Annotated in this window: 12 protein-coding genes; 3 read left to right on the plus strand and 9 right to left on the minus strand. The window is 71.7% G+C overall.

Translation table 11 applies throughout. The features are described from left to right. Positions 1-69: 69 nt before the first annotated feature. On the minus strand, positions 70-1,254 hold the full coding sequence (locus tag ACFYY2_RS21710; RefSeq protein ID WP_388745279.1) for a hypothetical protein: 1,185 nt from the start codon (positions 1,252-1,254) through the stop codon (positions 70-72). Then, positions 1,251-2,210, minus strand: a complete 960-nt coding sequence (locus tag ACFYY2_RS21715; protein ID WP_388745281.1) for a 5-dehydro-4-deoxyglucarate dehydratase — start codon at positions 2,208-2,210, stop codon at positions 1,251-1,253. Before ACFYY2_RS21715 ends, ACFYY2_RS21710 begins: the two co-directional genes overlap by 4 nt. 330 nt (positions 2,211-2,540) lie before the next feature. Here ACFYY2_RS21715 and ACFYY2_RS21720 point away from each other — a divergent pair, with 330 nt between their 5' ends. The 3 genes from ACFYY2_RS21720 to ACFYY2_RS21730 all read left to right on the plus strand — a co-directional run bounded on the left by ACFYY2_RS21720 (position 2,541) and on the right by ACFYY2_RS21730 (position 5,180). After that, positions 2,541-3,350, plus strand: a complete 810-nt coding sequence (locus ACFYY2_RS21720; protein WP_388745283.1) for an NAD-dependent epimerase/dehydratase family protein — start codon at positions 2,541-2,543, stop codon at positions 3,348-3,350. A 323-nt stretch (positions 3,351-3,673) separates the two neighbouring features. Continuing rightward, positions 3,674-3,907 carry a hypothetical protein gene (locus ACFYY2_RS21725; protein WP_388745285.1) on the plus strand — a complete coding sequence of 78 codons (234 nt, stop codon included), beginning with the start codon at positions 3,674-3,676 and terminating at the stop codon, positions 3,905-3,907. A gap of 64 nt (positions 3,908-3,971) precedes the next feature. Beyond that, positions 3,972-5,180 (plus strand): TerD family protein, encoded by a 1,209-nt coding sequence (locus ACFYY2_RS21730; protein ID WP_388745287.1) that lies wholly within the window; start codon positions 3,972-3,974, stop codon positions 5,178-5,180. A gap of 138 nt (positions 5,181-5,318) precedes the next feature. Here the strand turns inward: ACFYY2_RS21730 and ACFYY2_RS21735 are convergent, their stop codons facing one another. The 7 genes from ACFYY2_RS21735 to ACFYY2_RS21765 form a co-directional block, all read right to left on the minus strand. Next, positions 5,319-5,549 carry a hypothetical protein gene (locus ACFYY2_RS21735; protein ID WP_014156926.1) on the minus strand — a complete coding sequence of 77 codons (231 nt, stop codon included), beginning with the start codon at positions 5,547-5,549 and terminating at the stop codon, positions 5,319-5,321. Positions 5,550-5,939: 390 nt separating this feature from the next. Further along, entirely contained in the window at positions 5,940-7,424 is a 1,485-nt protein-coding gene (locus tag ACFYY2_RS21740; RefSeq protein ID WP_388745289.1) for an alkaline phosphatase PhoX, read from the minus strand. 165 nt (positions 7,425-7,589) lie between these two features. Continuing rightward, positions 7,590-9,056, minus strand: coding sequence for a hypothetical protein (locus tag ACFYY2_RS21745; protein ID WP_388745291.1), 1,467 nt, complete (start codon positions 9,054-9,056; stop codon positions 7,590-7,592). A gap of 275 nt (positions 9,057-9,331) precedes the next feature. Further along, positions 9,332-10,285: an NmrA/HSCARG family protein gene (locus tag ACFYY2_RS21750; protein WP_388745293.1), complete on the minus strand. Its 954-nt coding sequence runs from the start codon at positions 10,283-10,285 to the stop codon at positions 9,332-9,334. 300 nt (positions 10,286-10,585) lie between these two features. After that, entirely contained in the window at positions 10,586-15,208 is a 4,623-nt protein-coding gene (locus tag ACFYY2_RS21755) for an NPP1 family protein (RefSeq protein ID WP_388745295.1), read from the minus strand. A 613-nt stretch (positions 15,209-15,821) separates the two neighbouring features. After that, positions 15,822-16,820, minus strand: coding sequence for a 2,3,4,5-tetrahydropyridine-2,6-dicarboxylate N-succinyltransferase (dapD, locus tag ACFYY2_RS21760; protein ID WP_388745297.1), 999 nt, complete (start codon positions 16,818-16,820; stop codon positions 15,822-15,824). Next, positions 16,817-18,043 (minus strand): MFS transporter, encoded by a 1,227-nt coding sequence (locus tag ACFYY2_RS21765; RefSeq protein ID WP_388745299.1) that lies wholly within the window; start codon positions 18,041-18,043, stop codon positions 16,817-16,819. The genes dapD and ACFYY2_RS21765 overlap by 4 nt, the downstream gene beginning before the upstream one ends. Positions 18,044-18,131: the final 88 nt, after the last annotated feature.

The following is an 18,131-nucleotide window of genomic DNA, read 5'->3' on the forward strand; positions in this document are numbered from 1 at the left end:
AGAACGGCGCGGCGCAGGACCCGGCCGCTCGCCGGGTCCTGCGCCTGGGGTGGGTGTGCCGGAAGGGGATCAGCCGCCGCGGATCACCGACAGGGCCCCGGCCACGGCCTCCAGGTCCGGGCCGGAGGCGAGGCCCGCGTGGTAGAGGCGCAGTTCGGTCGCGCCGAGCGAGGCCGCGTGGGCGGCGTCGGCGGCCAGCGTGCCGGGGCTGCCGCCCATGCCCGTGACCACGTTGAAGTTCGCGGCCAGCACGCCCGCCATCCCCTTGAAGGGTCCGAGGACCGCTTCGCGGGCCGCGTCGCCTCCGGCGCAGGGCAGCACGACACCGTCCGCCGCGGCCAGGATGTGCGAGGGTTCCACGCCGACGTTGGCGCCGGTGCGGTACGGCGCCGGGTCGGCGTGCAGCAGGACCTGGAAGCCCGGCCCGGGGGCGGCGTCCCGCACCGCCCGGACGGCGGCCTCCTGGAGGCCGCGGGCGACCCGGCCGCGCCACCGGAGCGTGGCGTCGGCGAGGGCGGGGCCGAGCAGTTCCCCGACCGCCGCCCAGCCGGACCCGCCGTCGCCCGCGCCGGCCCAGACGGGTTCCATGGCCCGGTGCACGGCGGCGCGCAGCTCGGCGGCGTCCACTCCGGCGGAGCCGTATCCGATCCGGCAGTCGTCGCAGAAGCAGAGGGACATCAGGTACTGCGCGGCGTCGCCGAGGCCGACCCCGGCGGTCTTGTCGTGCGCGTGCAGGTGCGCGAAGCCGTACCAGCCGCAGGACTCGAGTTCGGTGCCCGACGTGCCGGGGCGGACAGCGGCCTCGGCCGCCAGCTCCACCAGGTAGTCGCGGACGGCGGGCCGGGCGATGCAGGGGGCCCAGGGGTAGCGGTCCCCGTAGGCGTTGACCACCGAGGTGCCGGGGTGCTCGGCCCCCAGTCGCGAGTTGTGGGCGAGGACCACCCAGGAGTGGACCCGCAGCCCGGCGTCGGCCAGGGCTTCGGCCGCCTCGGCGTACGGGTCGTCCCCCGGCACCCACGACTGCGGGAACGGGCGCAGCCCGCGTCCCGCCCAGCGCGCCGCGTCGGGCGGGTAGAGCACCGCCGCGTGCTCGGCCGTGACGATCCTCCGGCCGGGGTGCCGCGGCGTCAGGGCCCGGGTGGAGTGGTAGGCGGAGGCGAGTGTCACCTGCTCGACCCCGAGCGCGGCCAGCCGGTGGGCGGCGCCGGGGTCCCCGACGACGTCCCAGGGGTACACGAAGGCGGAGGCCCTCACCTCGCCTCCCTCGCGACGTACTTCTCCAACAGGGCACGGCCGTTCGCGATGATCGCGCCCAGCTCCTCGACGTGCGCGGCCGGGGGTTCGGTGAGCGGGGTGCGGACGGGCCCGGCGTCCAGGCCCTCCAGCCGGACCCCCGCCTTCACGAGGGACACCGCGTAACCGTGGCCCTTGGCGCGCAGTTCGACCAGCGGCCGGTAGAAGTGGTCGAGCAGCGCGCCGGCCAGGTCGTCGTCCCCGGACTCCAGCGCCCGGTAGAAGGCGAGGGCGATGTCGGGGGCGAAGGCGAAGACGGCGGAGGAGTAGAGGGTGACGCCGATGCCCCGGTAGGCGAGGCCGGTCAGTTCGGCGGTGGGCAGCCCGTTGAAGTAGAGGAAGGCCTCGCCCGGCAGCTCCGTGCGTACGGCGCTGACGATGCGCTGCATGAGGTCGAGGTCGCCGTGCCCGTCCTTGAGGCCGATGATCCCGGGGGTCCCGGCCAGGGCGACGACGGTCTCCGGGGTGAAGACCGCGTTGTCCCGCTGGTAGACGATCGTCTCCAGGGAGGTGGCGGCCGCGAGCGCGGCGTAGTGCGCCAGCAGCCCCTCCTGACCGGCGACGACGAGGTAGGGGGGCATGGCGAGGAGTCCGTCGGCGCCGGCCTCCTCGGCGAGGCGCGCGTAGCGGACGGCGAGCGCCGTCCCGTAGCCGGCCCCCGCGACGACGGGCACCCGTCCGGCGGTCTCCTCCACGGCCGCCGCGACGACGAGCCGGAACTCCTCGGGGGTCAGCGCGTGGAACTCGCCCGTGCCGCAGCAGGCGAAGACGGCCGCCGCACCGGCGTCGACACCCCGGCGCACGTGGGCACGGAACACGTCGAGGTCGACGGAGCCGTCCGGTCCGTATGCGGTGACGGGGAAGAAGAGCGGCCCGGCGGCGTCGGTGAGCCGGGCGGCGAGGGGGGCTGAGGTCACGGGCGCTCCCTGAGCAGATTCAGGCGTGCACAATTATGATCGACGTACATATTTCTGAACACTGCCACGCTAAGCCAGCCGCTCGGCGCGGGTCAAGACGAGAACACCCAACCCCGGGGCTGAGCAGTGGAGTCGGCGCGACACTTGACGCGATCGCCCACGACTTCCTAGCGTGTCCACGCATGTGAATGCCGTCCATGGACCGGACACTCTCGGGCAGTTGCCTCATGCCCGCGCGCCACGGCGCACCCCGTTGCCCGCACACCGGGCGGCACAGGCCCGCGCCCCGTCCGCCCGCGCGCACCGCGCCCGCACCGAGGAGATGCCCGTATGCCAGCTCCCCGCACCGTCCTGCTCACCGGCGCCGCAGGCGGCCTCGGCACCCTGATGCGCGGGCTGCTCCCCGCATACGGCTACGACCTCCGGCTCTTCGACCTCACGCCGATCGAGGGCGAACCCGGCGCCGTCACCGCCGATCTCGGCGACAGGGACGCGCTCCGGGAGGCCGTGCGGGGTGTCGACGCGGTCATCCATCTGGCGGGCATCTCCCTCGAAGCGTCGTTCGACAGGATTCTGCACGCGAACATCGAGGGGACCTACAACCTCTACGAGGCGGCGCGCGAGGAGGGCGTCCGGCGCATCGTGTTCGCCTCGTCCAACCACGCCGTCGGATACACCCCGCGCCCGGCCCCGGGGGACCCGCTGATCCCCGTCGGGACCCCGCGCCGCCCCGACACGTTCTACGGCCTCTCGAAGTCCTTCGGCGAGGACCTCGCCCAGTTCTACTGGGACAAGCACGGCGTGGAGACCGTGTCGGTGCGCATCGGCTCCTGCTTCATGGAACCGACCTCGGTGCGGATGCTGTCGGTGTGGATGAGCCCGGGCGACGGGGCGCGCCTCTTCCACGCCGCTCTGACCGCCGAGGACGTGGGGCACACCGTGGTCTACGGCTCGTCGGCCAACACCCGCCTGTGGTGGGACCTGTCGACGGCCCGCGCCCTCGGCTACGAGCCGCAGGACGACTCCGAGCAGTACGCCGCCGGGCTCGTCGCCGAGCACGGCGAGCTGGACCCGGACAACCCCGAGCACGCCCGCGTCGGCGGCCACTTCGTGACGAATCCTCCGCTCTGGCCCCATTGAGCCGCGTTCCCGGTGGGTGCGGCAAAAGCGCCGGGCCACGCCGCACCTCCGGACGCGCGGACGTACAACCCGATCACCTATGTGGACAAGTCGACCACGCACTACGTGCACCCGGCGGCTCCCGACAGTGCGGAGCGCTGCTTCTGGCTCGACGCCGTGGACACCAGCGGCAACTCCCACTGGCAGTGGACCAGGGAGGCAGAAGCGCGGGGCGGGGACCGACAGGCTCCCCGCCCCGCCCGTCCGACGCGGGCGGGCGGGGGCGCCACCGGGGCTCGTAAAACGACGCGACGGGCCGCGGCCCGGGCGGGCACCATACGGCCATGCCGAAACCCTCCGGATTCCAGTACGAGCAGCACGGCGACGCGAGCGTCACCATCACCCACCACGGACGTGCCGCAGGCACCCTGCGGGGCGCCCGGGCGGAGAAGTTCCTGGCCGAAGTGGCCTCGGGGGACGCCCAGCTGGTCATGGCGCGCTGGACGGGCGCGTACAGGCACGGCAACGAACGCACCGCCCGCGACCACCCGCGCAACCGTGCCCGCGGCGGCCGCTGAGCCGTACGGAGCAAACGGCCGAAGGTAAGGGAACGGCAAAGCCGGGTCGTTCGTTACCTCGGTCATGACCGCAATGACCCCCGGCTCGAACATCCCTCTCTCCGCCGTCCGCGTGGCGGTGGACGTCGCCGCCCCCGCGCGGCTCGACGTCTCGGGCCTGCTGCTCACCGCCGACGGCAAGGTGCGCTCCGACGACGACTTCATCTTCTACAACCAGCCCTCGGGCCCCGGTGTGACCTACCGCTCCGGCGGGGGTTCGGCACCGGACGCGATCGTGGTGGACACCACGGCGGTCCCCCCGGGCATCGAGAAGATCGTCGTGACGGCGAGCCCCGACGCGGCGGGCCAGACCTTCCGGGGCGTGGAGCCCACGGCCACCGTGCGCAACGCCGACGACGGCAGTGTGATCGCCACCTTCACCCCGCCGCAGCTGGGCGACGAGACGGCGCTGGTGGTCATCGAGGTCTACCTGCGCAACGGCGCCTGGAAGGCCCGCGCGGTCGGCCAGGGGTATGCGAACGGCCTGGCCGGCATCGCGACGGACTTCGGCGTCACGGTGGAGGAGCCCGCGGCCGCGGCGCCGCCGGCCCCGGTGGCGGCGCCCCCGGCACCGCCGACGGCCGCTCCCCTGGACCCCCGGATCGCTCCCCCGGTACCCGCGGCACCGTCCGCGCCGCCCGCGCCCGCGGCCTCCGGCAGGATCAACCTGGACAAGGGCCGGATCAGCCTCCAGAAGAACCAGACGGTGTCCCTGGTCAAGGGCGGGAAGCCGCTGCTGTCCCGGGTCAAGATGGGCCTCGGCTGGGAGCCGGCGTTCCGCGGCAAGGACATCGACCTCGACGCCTCGGTGATCGCCTACGGCCCTGACCGCAAGCACCTGGACAGCTGCTACTTCGGCAAGCTCTCCATCCTGAACGGCGCGATCAAGCACTCCGGCGACAACCTCACGGGCGAGGGCGCGGGCGACGACGAGGTGATCGTCGTGGACCTCGGCCGGATCCCCGCCGAGGCGACCGGCCTGGTCTTCACGGTCAACTCGTTCACCGGGCAGAAGTTCAGCGAGGTCGCGAAGGCTTATTGCCGGCTGATCGACGCGGCCACCGACGAGGAGCTGGTCCGCTTCGACCTGACCGGCGCGGAGCCGCAGACCGGCGTGATGATGGCCAAGCTGATCAAGCAGTTCTCCGGTGAGTGGGAGATGACCGCCATGGGCGAGTTCGTGAAGTCGCGGACCGTCCGGGGCATGGTCAAACCGGCGGCCAAGGCCCTGTAGCCCCAGCCCGTCACCCGGCGCCGGGACGGCGCCTCGGGTGCCCCGGAAACGGCTTCCGGGGCACCCGACGGGTTTCCCCTCAGGTGCCCCGGATCCGGAGAGTCTCCGGTCGGACGCGTTGCGTGCTCGTCCTCCTCCTCAGAGCTTGGTCAGCTTGGAGTACGGGCTCAGGATCCTCCCCTGTCGCCCCGAGAAGTCGATGAGCACTGCGTCGTTGTCGCCCTCGACAGCGAGGACTCGTCCGAGTCCGAACTGGTCGTGCGACACCCTGTCGCCCACATCGAAGCATTCGACCGGTGGGGCCGCCTGGGCCGGGCGGTTGAAGGGACTGGAAGGCAGGTGACGCCGGGAACCGGCTGACTGTTTCATTACGGTCGAGTATGCGCCCTGTAAGCCCCCGACGCCATGCCCGACCGCTCCGGAGCGGTCAGTAGTGCCGGATTCGTAATCAGCGGTTCCGGGCCGGGCCCGGGTCCCGGCGGGCCTGCGGCCGGGGGGAGCGCGCGGGACGCCGCACCGCGAAGACCCCCGAAGGTGTGGCTGCTCACGCCCGGCGCAGGCCGGTGCCGGACCACCCCGCCGCGCGCGTCCGGCCCGGCACGCGGGCCCCCGCCCGCGAGGCCGTGGACGGACTCGGACGGCCGGCCCCTCCGCCACCCGCCCGGCCCCCGGCTTCGCGCCGGCCCGTACGCGAGGCGGAGCACCGGCCGTGGGCGGCGCGCCGGGGACCCGTCACGCGCCGCCCACGGCCGTGACGGGTCAGTGCTTGTGGGGCTGGCGCTTCCACGGGCCGGTGATGGCGAGCATGATGCCCGGCGTCTGGATGTTGGCGAAGAGCGTCTTTCCGTCCGGCGAGAAGGTGACCCCGGTGAACTCGCTGTACGACGGCTCCTGCTCCGTGCCGGCGTTCAGCTCGTTGCGGGCGATCGGGTAGGTGCGGCCGCTCTCGGTCGCGCCGAAGAGGTGCTGGACGCCCTCCCCGTCCTCGGCGATGACGAGACCGCCGTAGGGCGACACGGTGATGTTGTCGGGACCGTCGAGCGCGCCGTCCTTCGACGGGTCCGCGTTGACGCCGAGGAGCACCTTCAGGGTCAGCGTGCGGCGCTTGGGGTCGTAGAACCAGACCTGGCCGTCGTGCGCGACCGGGCTCTCGTCGCGGGCGAACGAGGAGACGATGTAGGTGCCGCCGTCGCCCCACCACATGCCCTCGAGCTTGCGGGCACGCGTCACCTGGCCCTCGGAGAACTGCTTGCGCACGGAGACGGTCTTCGCGTCACGGTCGGGTACGTCGACCCAGTCCACCCCGTAGACCGTGCCGGTCTTCGTGGCGCGGGACAGGTCGTCGACGAAGGTGCCGTTCTTGTCGAAGCACCGGGTGGCCTGCAGGACGCCCGCGTCGTCGGCGAGGGTGCGCAGCTTGCCGCGGCCGTGCGTGAAGCCGTGCGGCGGCACCCAGCGGTAGAGCAGTCCGTTGGGACCCGACGCGTCCTCGGTGAGGTAGGCGTGTCCGAGCCTGGGGTCGATGACGACGGCTTCGTGGGCGTACCGGCCGAACGCCTTGACGGGGCGCGGGTCGCGGTTGGCCCGCTTGTCGTAGGGGTCGACCTCGAAGACGTATCCGTGGTCCTTGAGCAGGCCGTTCTTGCCGGCCTTGTCCTCGGTCTCCTCACAGGTCAGCCAGGTGCCCCACGGCGTGCTGCCGCCCGCGCAGTTGGTCGAGGTGCCCGCGATGCCGACCCACTCGGCGGTGCGGCCGTCACGGCGGGTCTCCACGACGGTGCAGCCGCCGGCGGCGACGGGGTCGTAGACGAGGCCCTCGGTGAGCGGCACGGGGTGCTCCCAGCCGGCCCGGGTACCGCTCAGCTCGTGGTTGTTGACCAGGAGGGTGACACCGCGGGCACCCTCGAAGGCGGCGGTGCCGTCGTGGTTGGAGGGGGTCGGCTCCCCCGTCTCCAGCTTCGTGACCCCGCTGTGGGTGATGACGCGGTACGAGAATCCGGCCGGCAGCGCGAGGAGGCCCTTCGGGTCGGGCAGCAGCGGACCGTAACCGAGCTTCCCGCCGTGGTCGTGGCCGTGCCCGCCATGGCCGTGATCGTCATGACCGTGATCGTCGTGGCCGTGGCGCTCGTCCTCGGCCGCCAGGGCGCCCGGCGCGGTGGCCAGCGCGCCCACCGCGCCGGTCAGGGCGATACCGGCGCCGGTCAGAGCGGACTGTCTGGTGAATTCCCTGCGGGTGAACGACATCGACGACTCCTGTTGCACGACCGGGTGAGCTGGCGCGTACACGCTCCACCCGTCGCACCAACAGGAGTTGAACGGCGCACGACGCCGGGCGGACCTGTACGCCAAGCCGAACCGCGTTTGCGTACAAAGCGGTTGGGCCCGCCCGGCCCGAAATCGCCCCGCAGCTCAGCCGTTGCCGCGCGAGCGGGCCTTGAACGCCGCCTTGCGGGCGTCCTTCGCGCTCTTGCGGTCGCGGTGCAGCCGTCCCATCGCCTCCAGCACCTCGGCCGTCGCGGGGTGGTCCACCCGCCACGCCTCGTCGAAGAACCCGCTGTGCTGGCCCGAGAGACCCTCGACGAGCTCCTGGAGCTCGTCCATGTCGCCCTCGGCGTCGAGCTGCGCGGCGATCGTGTCGACGGCGAGCCAGAAGATCATCGGCTCCGGGGGTGCGGGCACGTCGGCCGCACCGCGTTCCGCCAGCCAGACCCGCGCGAGGCCGCCGAGCTCGGGGTCGTCGAGCACCGCCCGGACCGCGGGCTCCGCCCCGGCACCGGCGAGGGCGAGCGCCTGCTGGCAGTGGAGCCTGCGCAGCGGGGCGCGCCGGTCGGCGCCGCGCGCCGCGTCCAGGAGCTCCGCCGCGGCGACCCGCGCTCCGTCGGCCCCGCGACGGTCGAGCCACAGCCCGGTCTCGGTGCGCGCGGCGTCCTCGGGATAGTGGGCGATGCCGTCGAGCAGGGCGTCGGCGCCCTTGTCGGCGAGGTCGCCGACCGCCGGGGCGTCGACTCCGGCCTCCAGCATCCGCTCGCGGACGCCGTAGAGGCCGAGCGGGGTCAGCTTGACCATGCCGTAGCGGGTCACGTCCTCGTCGTCGACGGGCGGCGAGGACTCCTGCCCCTCCTCCGTCAGCAGGGTCTCGTCCACCGGCACGTACTCGACGATCCCGATGGGCTCCAGGACCCGGAACTGGTCGTCCAGCCGCATCATGGCCTCCGACACCTGCTCCAGCACGTCGTCGGTGGGCTCGTCCATGTCGTCGGGCACCACCACGGAGGCGGCGAGGGCCGGCAGCGGTACCGGGGCGTCGGCGGGCCCGGTCTCCGACAGGGTCAGCAGGTAGAGGTTTCCGAGCACCCCGTCGAGGAGGTCGGCCTCGGCCTCCGGGTCCCAGTCGAGGGCGTCGAAGTCGACGCTGCCGTCCTCGCCGATGAGGTCCGCGAAGTCGTCGAAGGCCGGGGCCGTGGCGTCCGCGTGGACGGCGTCCAGGCCGTCGAGCCAGATCGAGAGGACGTCCTGCGGGGATCCGGAGGTCAGCAGGGCCAGGTTCTCCCCGGCGGTGACGGTGCCCTCCGCCGTCCCGTCCTCCTCCTCGTCCTGCGGGTCCTCCACGTCCACGAGTCCCGTGTCGACGGCGAGGCGCCACGCTTCGCTCGCGTAGGCCGCACCGTCCTCGTCCGCCGCGAGACCGAGAAGCTCCGCGGCCTCGGGCAGCTGAGCGTCGACGAGTTCGCCGCCCGCTCCGACCCGGGTCGCGGGTCCCGCCCAGCGGGCGAGCCGGACGGCGCGGACGAGCAGCGGAGCGGCCAGCGCGTCCCGTGCCAGCTCGGCCTCGGTGTGCAGCCGCACCGGCGGCAGGGTGGGGCGCTCTGCGGACATCTGGGGGGTCTCCTCGGGGCGTTCGCGGGATGCGTGCGGGGCGGACACCGTGCCATCGGGTCCGGGCCGCCGCGGCCCAGCGTAGACGCATTTCGTCCCGTGCCGCCCGGTTCCGCCGAGGGCCGCCACGGCACGTGCGGCCACGGCCGGTGAGCAGCCATGGAGGGCCGGGCCGTGGGCCACCACCCCGGCAGGCCGACCGGCCCGGGATCCGGTCCGCTTCGGACGGGGAGCGGCCATGGACCCGGCAGGATCGCCGCCCCGTGGTGCGGCGCTCAGGCGTTGAGCGCGCGAAGGGCGTCCCGGTTCTTCCGGATCCAGGCCTCGTAGCTTTCCAGCCGGGGGGTGAGGTCGCGGGTCCGTTCGATGTCCCGCAGCTCCGCGGCCTCCGACCGCTCGGCGAGGAACTGGAGCCCGTTGGAGACCGCGACCGCGTGCGGGATGGGCAGAGCCCGGAACTCGGGCCAGCTGTAGGGCTGGTAGGTGACCTTCTCGCCGACGGCCTCGGAGAGCATCTCGGCGAGCCCTTCGCCGGTGACGTGTTCCGCCGCGATGGCCACCGTCTCACCGATCCAGTCACCGGGGGCCTTGAAGATGAGGTGCACCGTGCGGCCGATGTCCTGGGCCCCGATCACCACCATCTTGCGATCGGCGATGGGAATGGAGAGGACCAGCTCGCCCTGCGGGTTGCGGACGGGGCCCATGCCGAGGAAGAGCGTCTCGTGGAAGAAGGGCAACCGCAGACAGGTCGTGGGCACCTGCAGTTCGGCGAAGATCGCGTCCGCGGAGGCCTTCACATCGAAGTGAGGCGCCGTGTAGCCGCCCTCGACCCTGGGAACCGTGTCACCGGCGCCCTCGAAGTGGGGCCGGGTGTCCTCCAGGGTCGACCACACCACGTGGCCGACACCGGCGGTCCTGGCCGCTCGCGCCGCGTTGGCCGCCTGCTCGAACTCCCTGACGTGCCGGGGCCTGGCCGCTTCCTGCTCAGCGCTCAACGGGGCCCAGAAATCCGTGACGACGAAGGCGCCGTGCGCTCCTGCGAAGGCCCGGGCCAGGCTGGACTCATCGTCCAGATCGGCTTCGACGACCTCCACGCCGCGCGCCACGAGCTCCTTCGCCGCGCGCGAGTCCGAGTTCCTCGTCAGGGCACGCACCACGAACGGGCTGTCGGGATCGGCGAGGACCGCGTCCACCAGGGCCCCGCCCTGCTTGCCCGTTGCCCCGACCACGGAAATGATCTTCTTGCTCTCCACCCGAACCCCAATTAGTTGACGAAACAAGTACTTTGGAGTGTACAGGCCTCCACCCGAAGGGCAACGGCCCGCGAGCGGGAGAACGACCACGCCCGCCCGCGTGCCCTCCTCGGCACTGCGGACACACCTTCCCCGCTCCCGCGGCCCGCTCGCGGCGACGGACGGCGCGGCACGGCCCGCGAACCACTGCAGCCCGCCGGTCGCGGTGCGACCGACGGGCTGCGCGGGTTCACGGCGAAGCGGTCGCCGTCACCGTCCAGTTCTTCTGACAGGCCATCAGCCGCGTGTCATCGCGAAGACGTGCAGGGTGGGCGTGTCGGGCAGGGCGGTGTAGCTGACGGTCGGCAGCTTGACGCTGACCGGCGTCTTGCCGGACTGCAGCGGCACCCCGACGTAGTAGACGTACGCGGATCCGTTGTACGTCTGATTGCCCTGGCGGTTCTGGTAGGCGGAGCTGACGGCCACGTCACCGTCGCCGCCGAACCAGTCGGCGCTGCTCAGGCTGAACGGCTGGCTGGTTCCGTCGGAGTAGGAGACGGTTCCGACTCCGCCTGCGGGTCCGTAGCTCGCCGAGACCAGGAACCCGAGGGTGCTGCCCCGGGTGCCGTTGACGGCAACGGTCTGACCCGAGGCGATGGCGTTGTCGGGCTTACCGAACGTACGGGTGCCGTCGGTCCCGGTCACACCGGCACTGGAGGGCCAGGTGAAGCCGATACCGGAGTGGGTGACGGTGGAACCCGGCTTGGCGCCCGCGGTGGCGAGTGCCTTCGCGGAGAAGCTGGCCCCACCGCCGTCCAGGTCGCCCAGGTCCGTGGCGGTGTCCTGAGTGACGGCGATGTTGTTGAAGACCGACGCGAGGCCGGGTGCGGCCTTGCCGAGGCCCATGGCGTAGACGTGCAGTGCGGGCGTGTCGGGCGCCGTCGCGGCACTGGCGTCGGGCAGCGTGACGCTGACCGGTGTCTTGCCGGACTGCAGCGGCACCCCGGCGTAGTAGACGTACGCGGATCCGTTGTACGTCTGGTTGCCCTGGCGGTTCCGGTAGGCGGAGCTGACGGCCACGTCACCGTCGCCGCCTGACCAGTCCGGGCTGCTCAGGCTGAACGGCTGGCTGGTCTTGTCGGAGTAGAGGATGCTCCCCTTTCCGCCCGCGGGACCATGGCTCGCCGAGACCAGGAATCCGAGACTGTTGCCGGTGCCCTGGACAGCGATGGTCTGACCGTGTGCGACGGTGTTGTCCGGCTTGCCGGTGCCCGCGCTGGAGGGCCAGTTCAGGACCACACCGCTGTGGGACACGGCCGAACCCGGGGTGACCCCCACCGTGGCGAGTGCCTTGGCGGAGAAGCTGGCCCCGCCGCCGTCGAAGTTGCCGGCTCCGGTGGAGGTGTCCTGGGTGACCGACACGTTGTCGAAGGTCGAGGCCAGGGACTGCGCGGGGGTGGGAGTGGGGATCTGCTCGACGACGGTGTCGAGGTAGGCGACGCCCTGGGCGGCGCTGAGGCCCACCAGATGCTGTACGTCGATCCTGCCCCACTCCTTGGAGACCACCTTGGCCAGGGACGCCGTGCCCTGCTCGTCGGCGGCGGCCCCGATCCCCTCGATGAGGGAGTCGGCCGCGTCGAGTTGGGACTGGGTCATGATGACCGTGTCGGCCTTGTCCGTGCCCACCGCCTTCAGCACGGGCGACCAGGCCTGGATCGTGCGCACGAACTGCTCCATGAGCGGACCGTCGAGATTCAGTGTGCTGTTGACGTCGTCCCTGTTGTCGAGGAAGAGCTTCTCGTAGTAGTTGACGGAGGGGGAATCGGAGACTGCGCCGAGCTCGTACATGTGGATCAGCGAGCCGGCGACGTCCTCGAGCGAGGCACCGTCGGACGACAGCGCCCCGGAGTTGCTGTAGACCTGCTCCAGGGTCGAGCAGTGGATGACGAGTCCGCCGCCGACGTTGCAGCCCGCGGGCCGCTCGTCCGGGGTGTTCGCCGTGATGCCGACTTCGTTCTCCCAGACCGTGCTGGTCACGGAAGCCTGACGGGACGCCGGACCGTAGAGGTCGGAGGCAGCGGTCGCCATGGCCGTCCCGGCATCGGCGAACGTCGACGTCGGGGCGAGGTACTGCGTCATCGCCCGCCACAGGATGTTCGCCGTGGTGTCGGGGTCCATGAGAGCGGACATGCGGTAGAACGCGTAGTTCGGAATGCCGCTGTTGGTGTGGACACCGCCCTGGTCGAAACAGGTCTGGGTGTACGCACTCATGTGCCGCGGCTGACCGTAGACGGTGGGGTCGGCCATGGACCGGAAGGGCGCGTGCACCTTCATGTCGGAACCCATCAGCCAGTCGTTGGATCCCTTCGCCGCCCGCTCGGTCATCTCACCGAAGAAGTCGGAGATGCTCTCGTTCAGTGCCCCGGACTGGAATGCGTACTGCAGTCCTGCGGTGAACTGGGTGACGCCGTGCGCCATCTCGTGACCGGAGACGTCCTGCGACAGCATGCCGTCGCCGTACGTCATGTACGAGCCGTTCCAGAATGCGTTCACATAGTTCGTGTCGTAGTGCACATATGAATGCAGCTCCCCGCCGTTGCCGTCTATGCTATTGCGTCCGAACTTCTCCCTGAAGTAGTTGTAGACCACGCCGCTCTGGTTGTAGGCGTCGTCCGTGTCGGCGTCGCCGGTGGCCGGGCCACCCTCGTCCCTCACCCGCGCGGCTCCGGACGAGTTCGTCCCGTGCTTCATGTCGAAGACCGCTCGGTAGAGGTTCTCCGGGTGGTTCGGCGGGACGCCCGGGGAGTCTTGGTCGGCGATGTAGAGGAACGGGAAATTCTCGACGTTCCTGCAGTTCTGCCCTGTGTCGGGCAAGCCTTCGCACTCGTAGTGCCGCGGGATGGCCGCAATGAGGTTCTCCGGGAACTGCGGGTCCTTGATGGCTATCGTGGCTTTGCCGAAATTGTGATTGAAGAGCTTGTCCCGCAGGCCGCTGGGGAATCCGTTGTAGGAGACGAGCGCCGGACGCCGCCAGTTGTGATAGTGGTTCTCCGGGGGCTCATCGCCCGCGTTGGCGAGGCGGAAGTTGTGGGTCTGGGCGCCGTCCTTCTGGTAGACGACCTTGGGGTGGGTACCGTCCCAGAGGACGTCACTGGCCAGGTGGACGTGGTATCCGCCGTGCGCAGATGTGGACACGTACTCCGCCCGGTCGTCCTTCACCCAGACCGCGACGTGTTCCCAGTCGTGGGTGTGCCCCACATCGGCGACGTTCTCGACCGCTACGTCCTTCTCGAAGTAGTAGTCGTAGAGGTAGACGCACCAGCCCATGTTGCAGCGCTGCCGGGAGTACGCGTTGGTGTTGTCCAGGTCGGACTGGTCCCGGCAGTCACTCGAGGTGGTCGTGTTGTTGTGCTCGAGCCCCTGGGCGATGGTTCCGTCCGGACCGATCGCCGGGACGTTGTAGCAGCCGTCCGTGTCGTAGTCGACGTCCGGGGCCCACTTGAGGTCGTTCGCGGTGGCGTTCTGCGGCAGCGCTCTCGGCGGTTCGGCAGCGGCGGCCTCGGCCGTCTCGGTGAGGGGCTGGACCCCGACGATGACTCCCTTGCGCAGGGCGTCGACGAAGACCCGCTCGCTGAAGCCGCTCTTGTCCATCACGTCGATCTGCCAGGCCAGGGCCGAGGGGCTCTTGAACCCCTTGGCCGGCGAGCCCGGGTAGACCACCAGCGAGGGAGACGCGGTCGTTCTGGCGTGCTGCATCGTCTTGCCGGCGACCGTGACCGCGTCCTTCGAACGCACCGTCGGAACCGTCGACGCCGGGGGAATCAGGTCGGGGCGAAGGCCGTTGGTGACGGCGGTCACCGTCTTGTTGTCGCGGTCCAGGTGCACGCCCAGCCGGGCGTTGTACACCCGGACGCCGTCGATCGACTGGTCGTACCAGACGTGGTGTCCACCGGTCGGGTCGGGCTGCTCGACGCGGCCGGTGCCCTTCGACAGCATGCCGTCGGTGTCCGTGACTCCGAAGAGCTTCGCGTGCGTGTGGAGCCAGGCGGGAACGCCACGCCCGGCGAGCGGGCTGCGCAGACCGCCCAGCGTCGACGGAGTGCCCGTCTGCGGGTTGTTGGCCACGTCGAGCTCATGGCCGGCCTCGCGCTCCAGGTCCTTCAGGGCGTCCGGGACACCTGAAGCACGCCACTTCTGCGGCGGGCCCTGCGGGTACGGCGAGTCCGCTGCCGCGGTGCCCGCGGAGACGAGCGAGGCGACCACCGCGACCGCGATGGTGACCGCCGTCCCGCGCACGGCGCGCTGCCGGGCGGCCCGCACGGACCGGTACGAGCGTCGCTCCGCACCGGGGTAAAAACGCACGATGACGCCGCCGACCGCCAGCGCCCAGCCGGCCGCGGCCACGACGGCCCAGACCGTCGACGTCGACAGCTCCATCGCGGCGGTCGCGCCCGGCTCACGGGTCGCCACCTGGGCCAGCCCCGCGAGGAAGGCATAGGAGGCCGCCGAGGCGGTCAGCAACTGCCACTTCGGGAGTGCGAGAGCACGTGCCGCGGCGGCGACGAACCACCCGAGCACGGCGGTGCCGAGCAGCGGCCCCATGCCTACGAGGAGCAGCTCGGAGCGGTGCTCGAACACCCAGGGGGCGGTGATGTGGCCCGAGAACGGCGCCATGCGCCACCCGACCGGCACCCCGGAGCCGGCCACGAGTCCGGCCACGGTGCCCGAGAGGTCGGTGGCGAGGTGTTTCGCCACGAGCACGTCGAAGTACGTGCCGCTGTGCGCGATCACGACGCGCAGGGCCATCTGCACCGCCGCGAACGCCGAGAGCAGCCCCGCCGCGCCGGCGACCAGCGCGGCACCGGCTATGTGCCAGCCTCTTCGGAGGAACTCTTGTCTTCGGAGAGATTCTTGTCGCAACTGACTTCCCTGATCAGGACTCCGACTGTCTCGGAGCATGCCAAATAGGGCGAACCCTTGGTGTGTGTGTCCTCGCCTCTGCACTCCGGCCTGCGATGAGAGGTGGGCGCCGCCCGTTACCGGCAGCACCCCGGTCGACAGGGGCGTCCGGAAGTGGATCATGGAGGACAGCCAGGACCGTAGCCCATTCGGTTGACGCGACAAGCAGAATCGATGCGTGACGTCGGTCACAAAACCGTCTGGGCCCCGCGCCAACGGGCGGCGCGCGGCACGGTGTTCACCGTGGTGACCGGGGCCGCGGAAGAGAACACGCTGCCCGACCTGCACTGCGGCACGGCGGTCCGGCCTCTCGCACGGACCGCTCCGCCCGTCCGGGTGCGTGCGCGGGACCGGCTCGACCGCCTGCGCCCGGCATCGACGTCCGGAGATGAAAACGTCAGAGCGCGGACGGCAGGGACCGTCCGCGCTCATTCGACTCGCCGGTGGAGACGGCCCACGCGACCACGGTCCTCACTCGGACCGGGCCGCGCGGGCCGTCTCCACCGGATCTCCCGTCCCGTGCCCGCCCCGACGGCGAGTGCGCGGCGAAGTGGACGTGACGGGAACGCTGTTCCTAGTTGTGGCTGTGGAGCACGTCGTTGAGCCCGCCCCACACCGCGTTGTTCGGGCGGGCCTCGACGGCGCCGGAGACCGAGTTGCGGCGGAAGAGGATGTTCGAGGCGCCGGAGAGCTCGCGGGCCTTGACGACCTGTCCGTCCGGCATCGTGACCCGGGTCCCTGCCGTGACGTAGAGCCCCGCCTCGACGACGCACTCGTCGCCGAGCGCGATCCCGACCCCGGCCTCCGCGCCGATCAGGCAGCGCTGCCCGATGACGATGCGTTCCTTGCCGCCGCCGGAAAGCGTGCCCATGGTGGACGCGCCGCCGCCGATGTCGGAGCCGTCGCCGACGACGACGCCCGCGGAGATGCGGCCCTCGACCATGGAGGTGCCGAGGGTGCCCGCGTTGAAGTTGACGAAGCCCTCGTGCATCACGGTCGTCCCGGCGGCCAGGTGCGCCCCGAGCCGCACCCGGTCGGCGTCGGCGATCCGCACGCCCTTGGGCGCGACGTAGTCCGTCATCCGGGGGAACTTGTCGACCGAGGTCACCTGGAGGTGCAGGCCCTCCGCGCGGGCGTTGAGCCGGACCGTCTCCAGGTCGTCGACGGCGACCGGGCCCAGCGAGGTCCAGGCCACGTTGGCGAGGAAGCCGAAGATGCCGTCGAGGTTCTGCCCGTGGGGCTGCACGAGGCGGTGCGAGAGCAGGTGCAGCCGCAGGTAGGTGTCATGGGCGTCGAGCGGCTTGTCGTCGAGCGAGGAGATGACCGTGGACACGGCGACGACCTCCACCCCGCGGCGGGCGTCCACGCCGATGGCCCTGGCCGCACCCTCGCCGAGGCGGTTCACCGCCTCCTCGGGGCTCAGGCGCTGGGTGCCGGCGGGGCCGGGCTCGGCGGTGAGCTCGGGGGCGGGGAACCAGGTGTCGAGGACGGTGCCGTCACCGGCGATGGTGGCGAGGCCGGCGGCGACGGCGCCGGTGGTGCGGGCGGAGCCCTGGGAAGTCGTGTCGGTCATGACCTGAACCTAGCCGCCCGGGGCCCGCGCGGGCGAACCGGTCTCATCGTCCGGGAGGGTTCACGCATACGGCGCGCGGCCAGTACGGCGACGCCCGCGCCGCACGCGAGAACCGCGCACAGGGGCCAGAGCAGGGCGGGCGAGGCGGCGTACAGCGCGCCCCCGAGGGGCGGTGCGAGGACCTGGCCGCTGATGGAGGCCCCGGCGTAGAGGCTCTGGAAGCGGCCCTGGGCGTGGTCGGGTGCCTGGTCGGCGACGTAGGCCGTGGCCGTCGTCTTGTAGAGGATCTCGCCCGCGGTCAGGGACACCATCATCGTCACGGCGAACAGGGCGCCCGCCCCGGGTATCAGCACGGCGTACCCGAGTCCCACCAGCAGGAGGCCCGCGCCCACGACGGTGAGGGGCGCCCGTCGGCGCAGCAGGTGGGCGGCGGGGAGTTCGAGGCAGAGGATGACGCCTCCGTTGACGGCGATCAGCCATCCGTAGAACTGGGTGCTGTGGCCGTGGTCGGCGAGGAAGACCGGCAGTGTGGAGTACTGCTGGCGGTAGACGAGGTCGACGCAGACGATCGCGGCGAGCAGCACGAGCACCGCGGGCCGGGCCCGGAGTTCGCTCCACAGCCCGGGGGCCCGCGGGTCGTGCGCCGGCCGCGAGTGCGCGGTGCCCCGGGCGGGCAGGACGGCGGCGGCGTAGGCCGCGAAGAGCAGGGTGCCCAGGCCGTCGGCCAGGAAGAGCCAGTCGTAGGAGTACCGGCCCGCGACCAGCGCACCGAGCGGCGGTCCGACGACGAAGCCGCCGTTGGACGCGAACCGGGTGAGGGCGAAGCTCTGGCGGCGGGCGCCGGACGGGACGGAGACCGCGACGAGTGCGGCGTTCGCCGCGCGGACGACCCCGGAGGCGTACTGCGCGAGGGGCAGCACCGCGTAGAGGGCCGGGAGGGGCAGCGCGGGAAGGACGACGAGCGCGGCGCCGCTCACGCAGGCGCCGGTCAGGAGCATCCGCCGGTGGCCGTACCGGTCGCCGAACCAGCCGCCGGTGAAGTTCCCGGCGACCAGGCCGAGTCCGCCGACCCCGCTGATCACGCCCGCCTCGGCGACGGACAGGCCGCGCGGCCCGGTGAGGTAGACGAAGAGGTAGACGAAGGTGAAGCTGACGAGGGCGTTGAGGAACACACCGAGCGCCAGGAGCCGCACCGTTCCCGGTATGTCGCGCAGCATGCCCATCCCGTGCCCCCCGGCAGTGAGTTCCCTTTGGGAACGGACTATGGCAGTGTCACTCCCCGCCGGTCAACCGAGAAGAAGGGCGGACACC

Origin of the sequence: Streptomyces sp. NPDC001822 (genome assembly GCF_042892135.1) — a bacterium.
GTDB lineage: Bacteria > Actinomycetota > Actinomycetes > Streptomycetales > Streptomycetaceae > Streptomyces.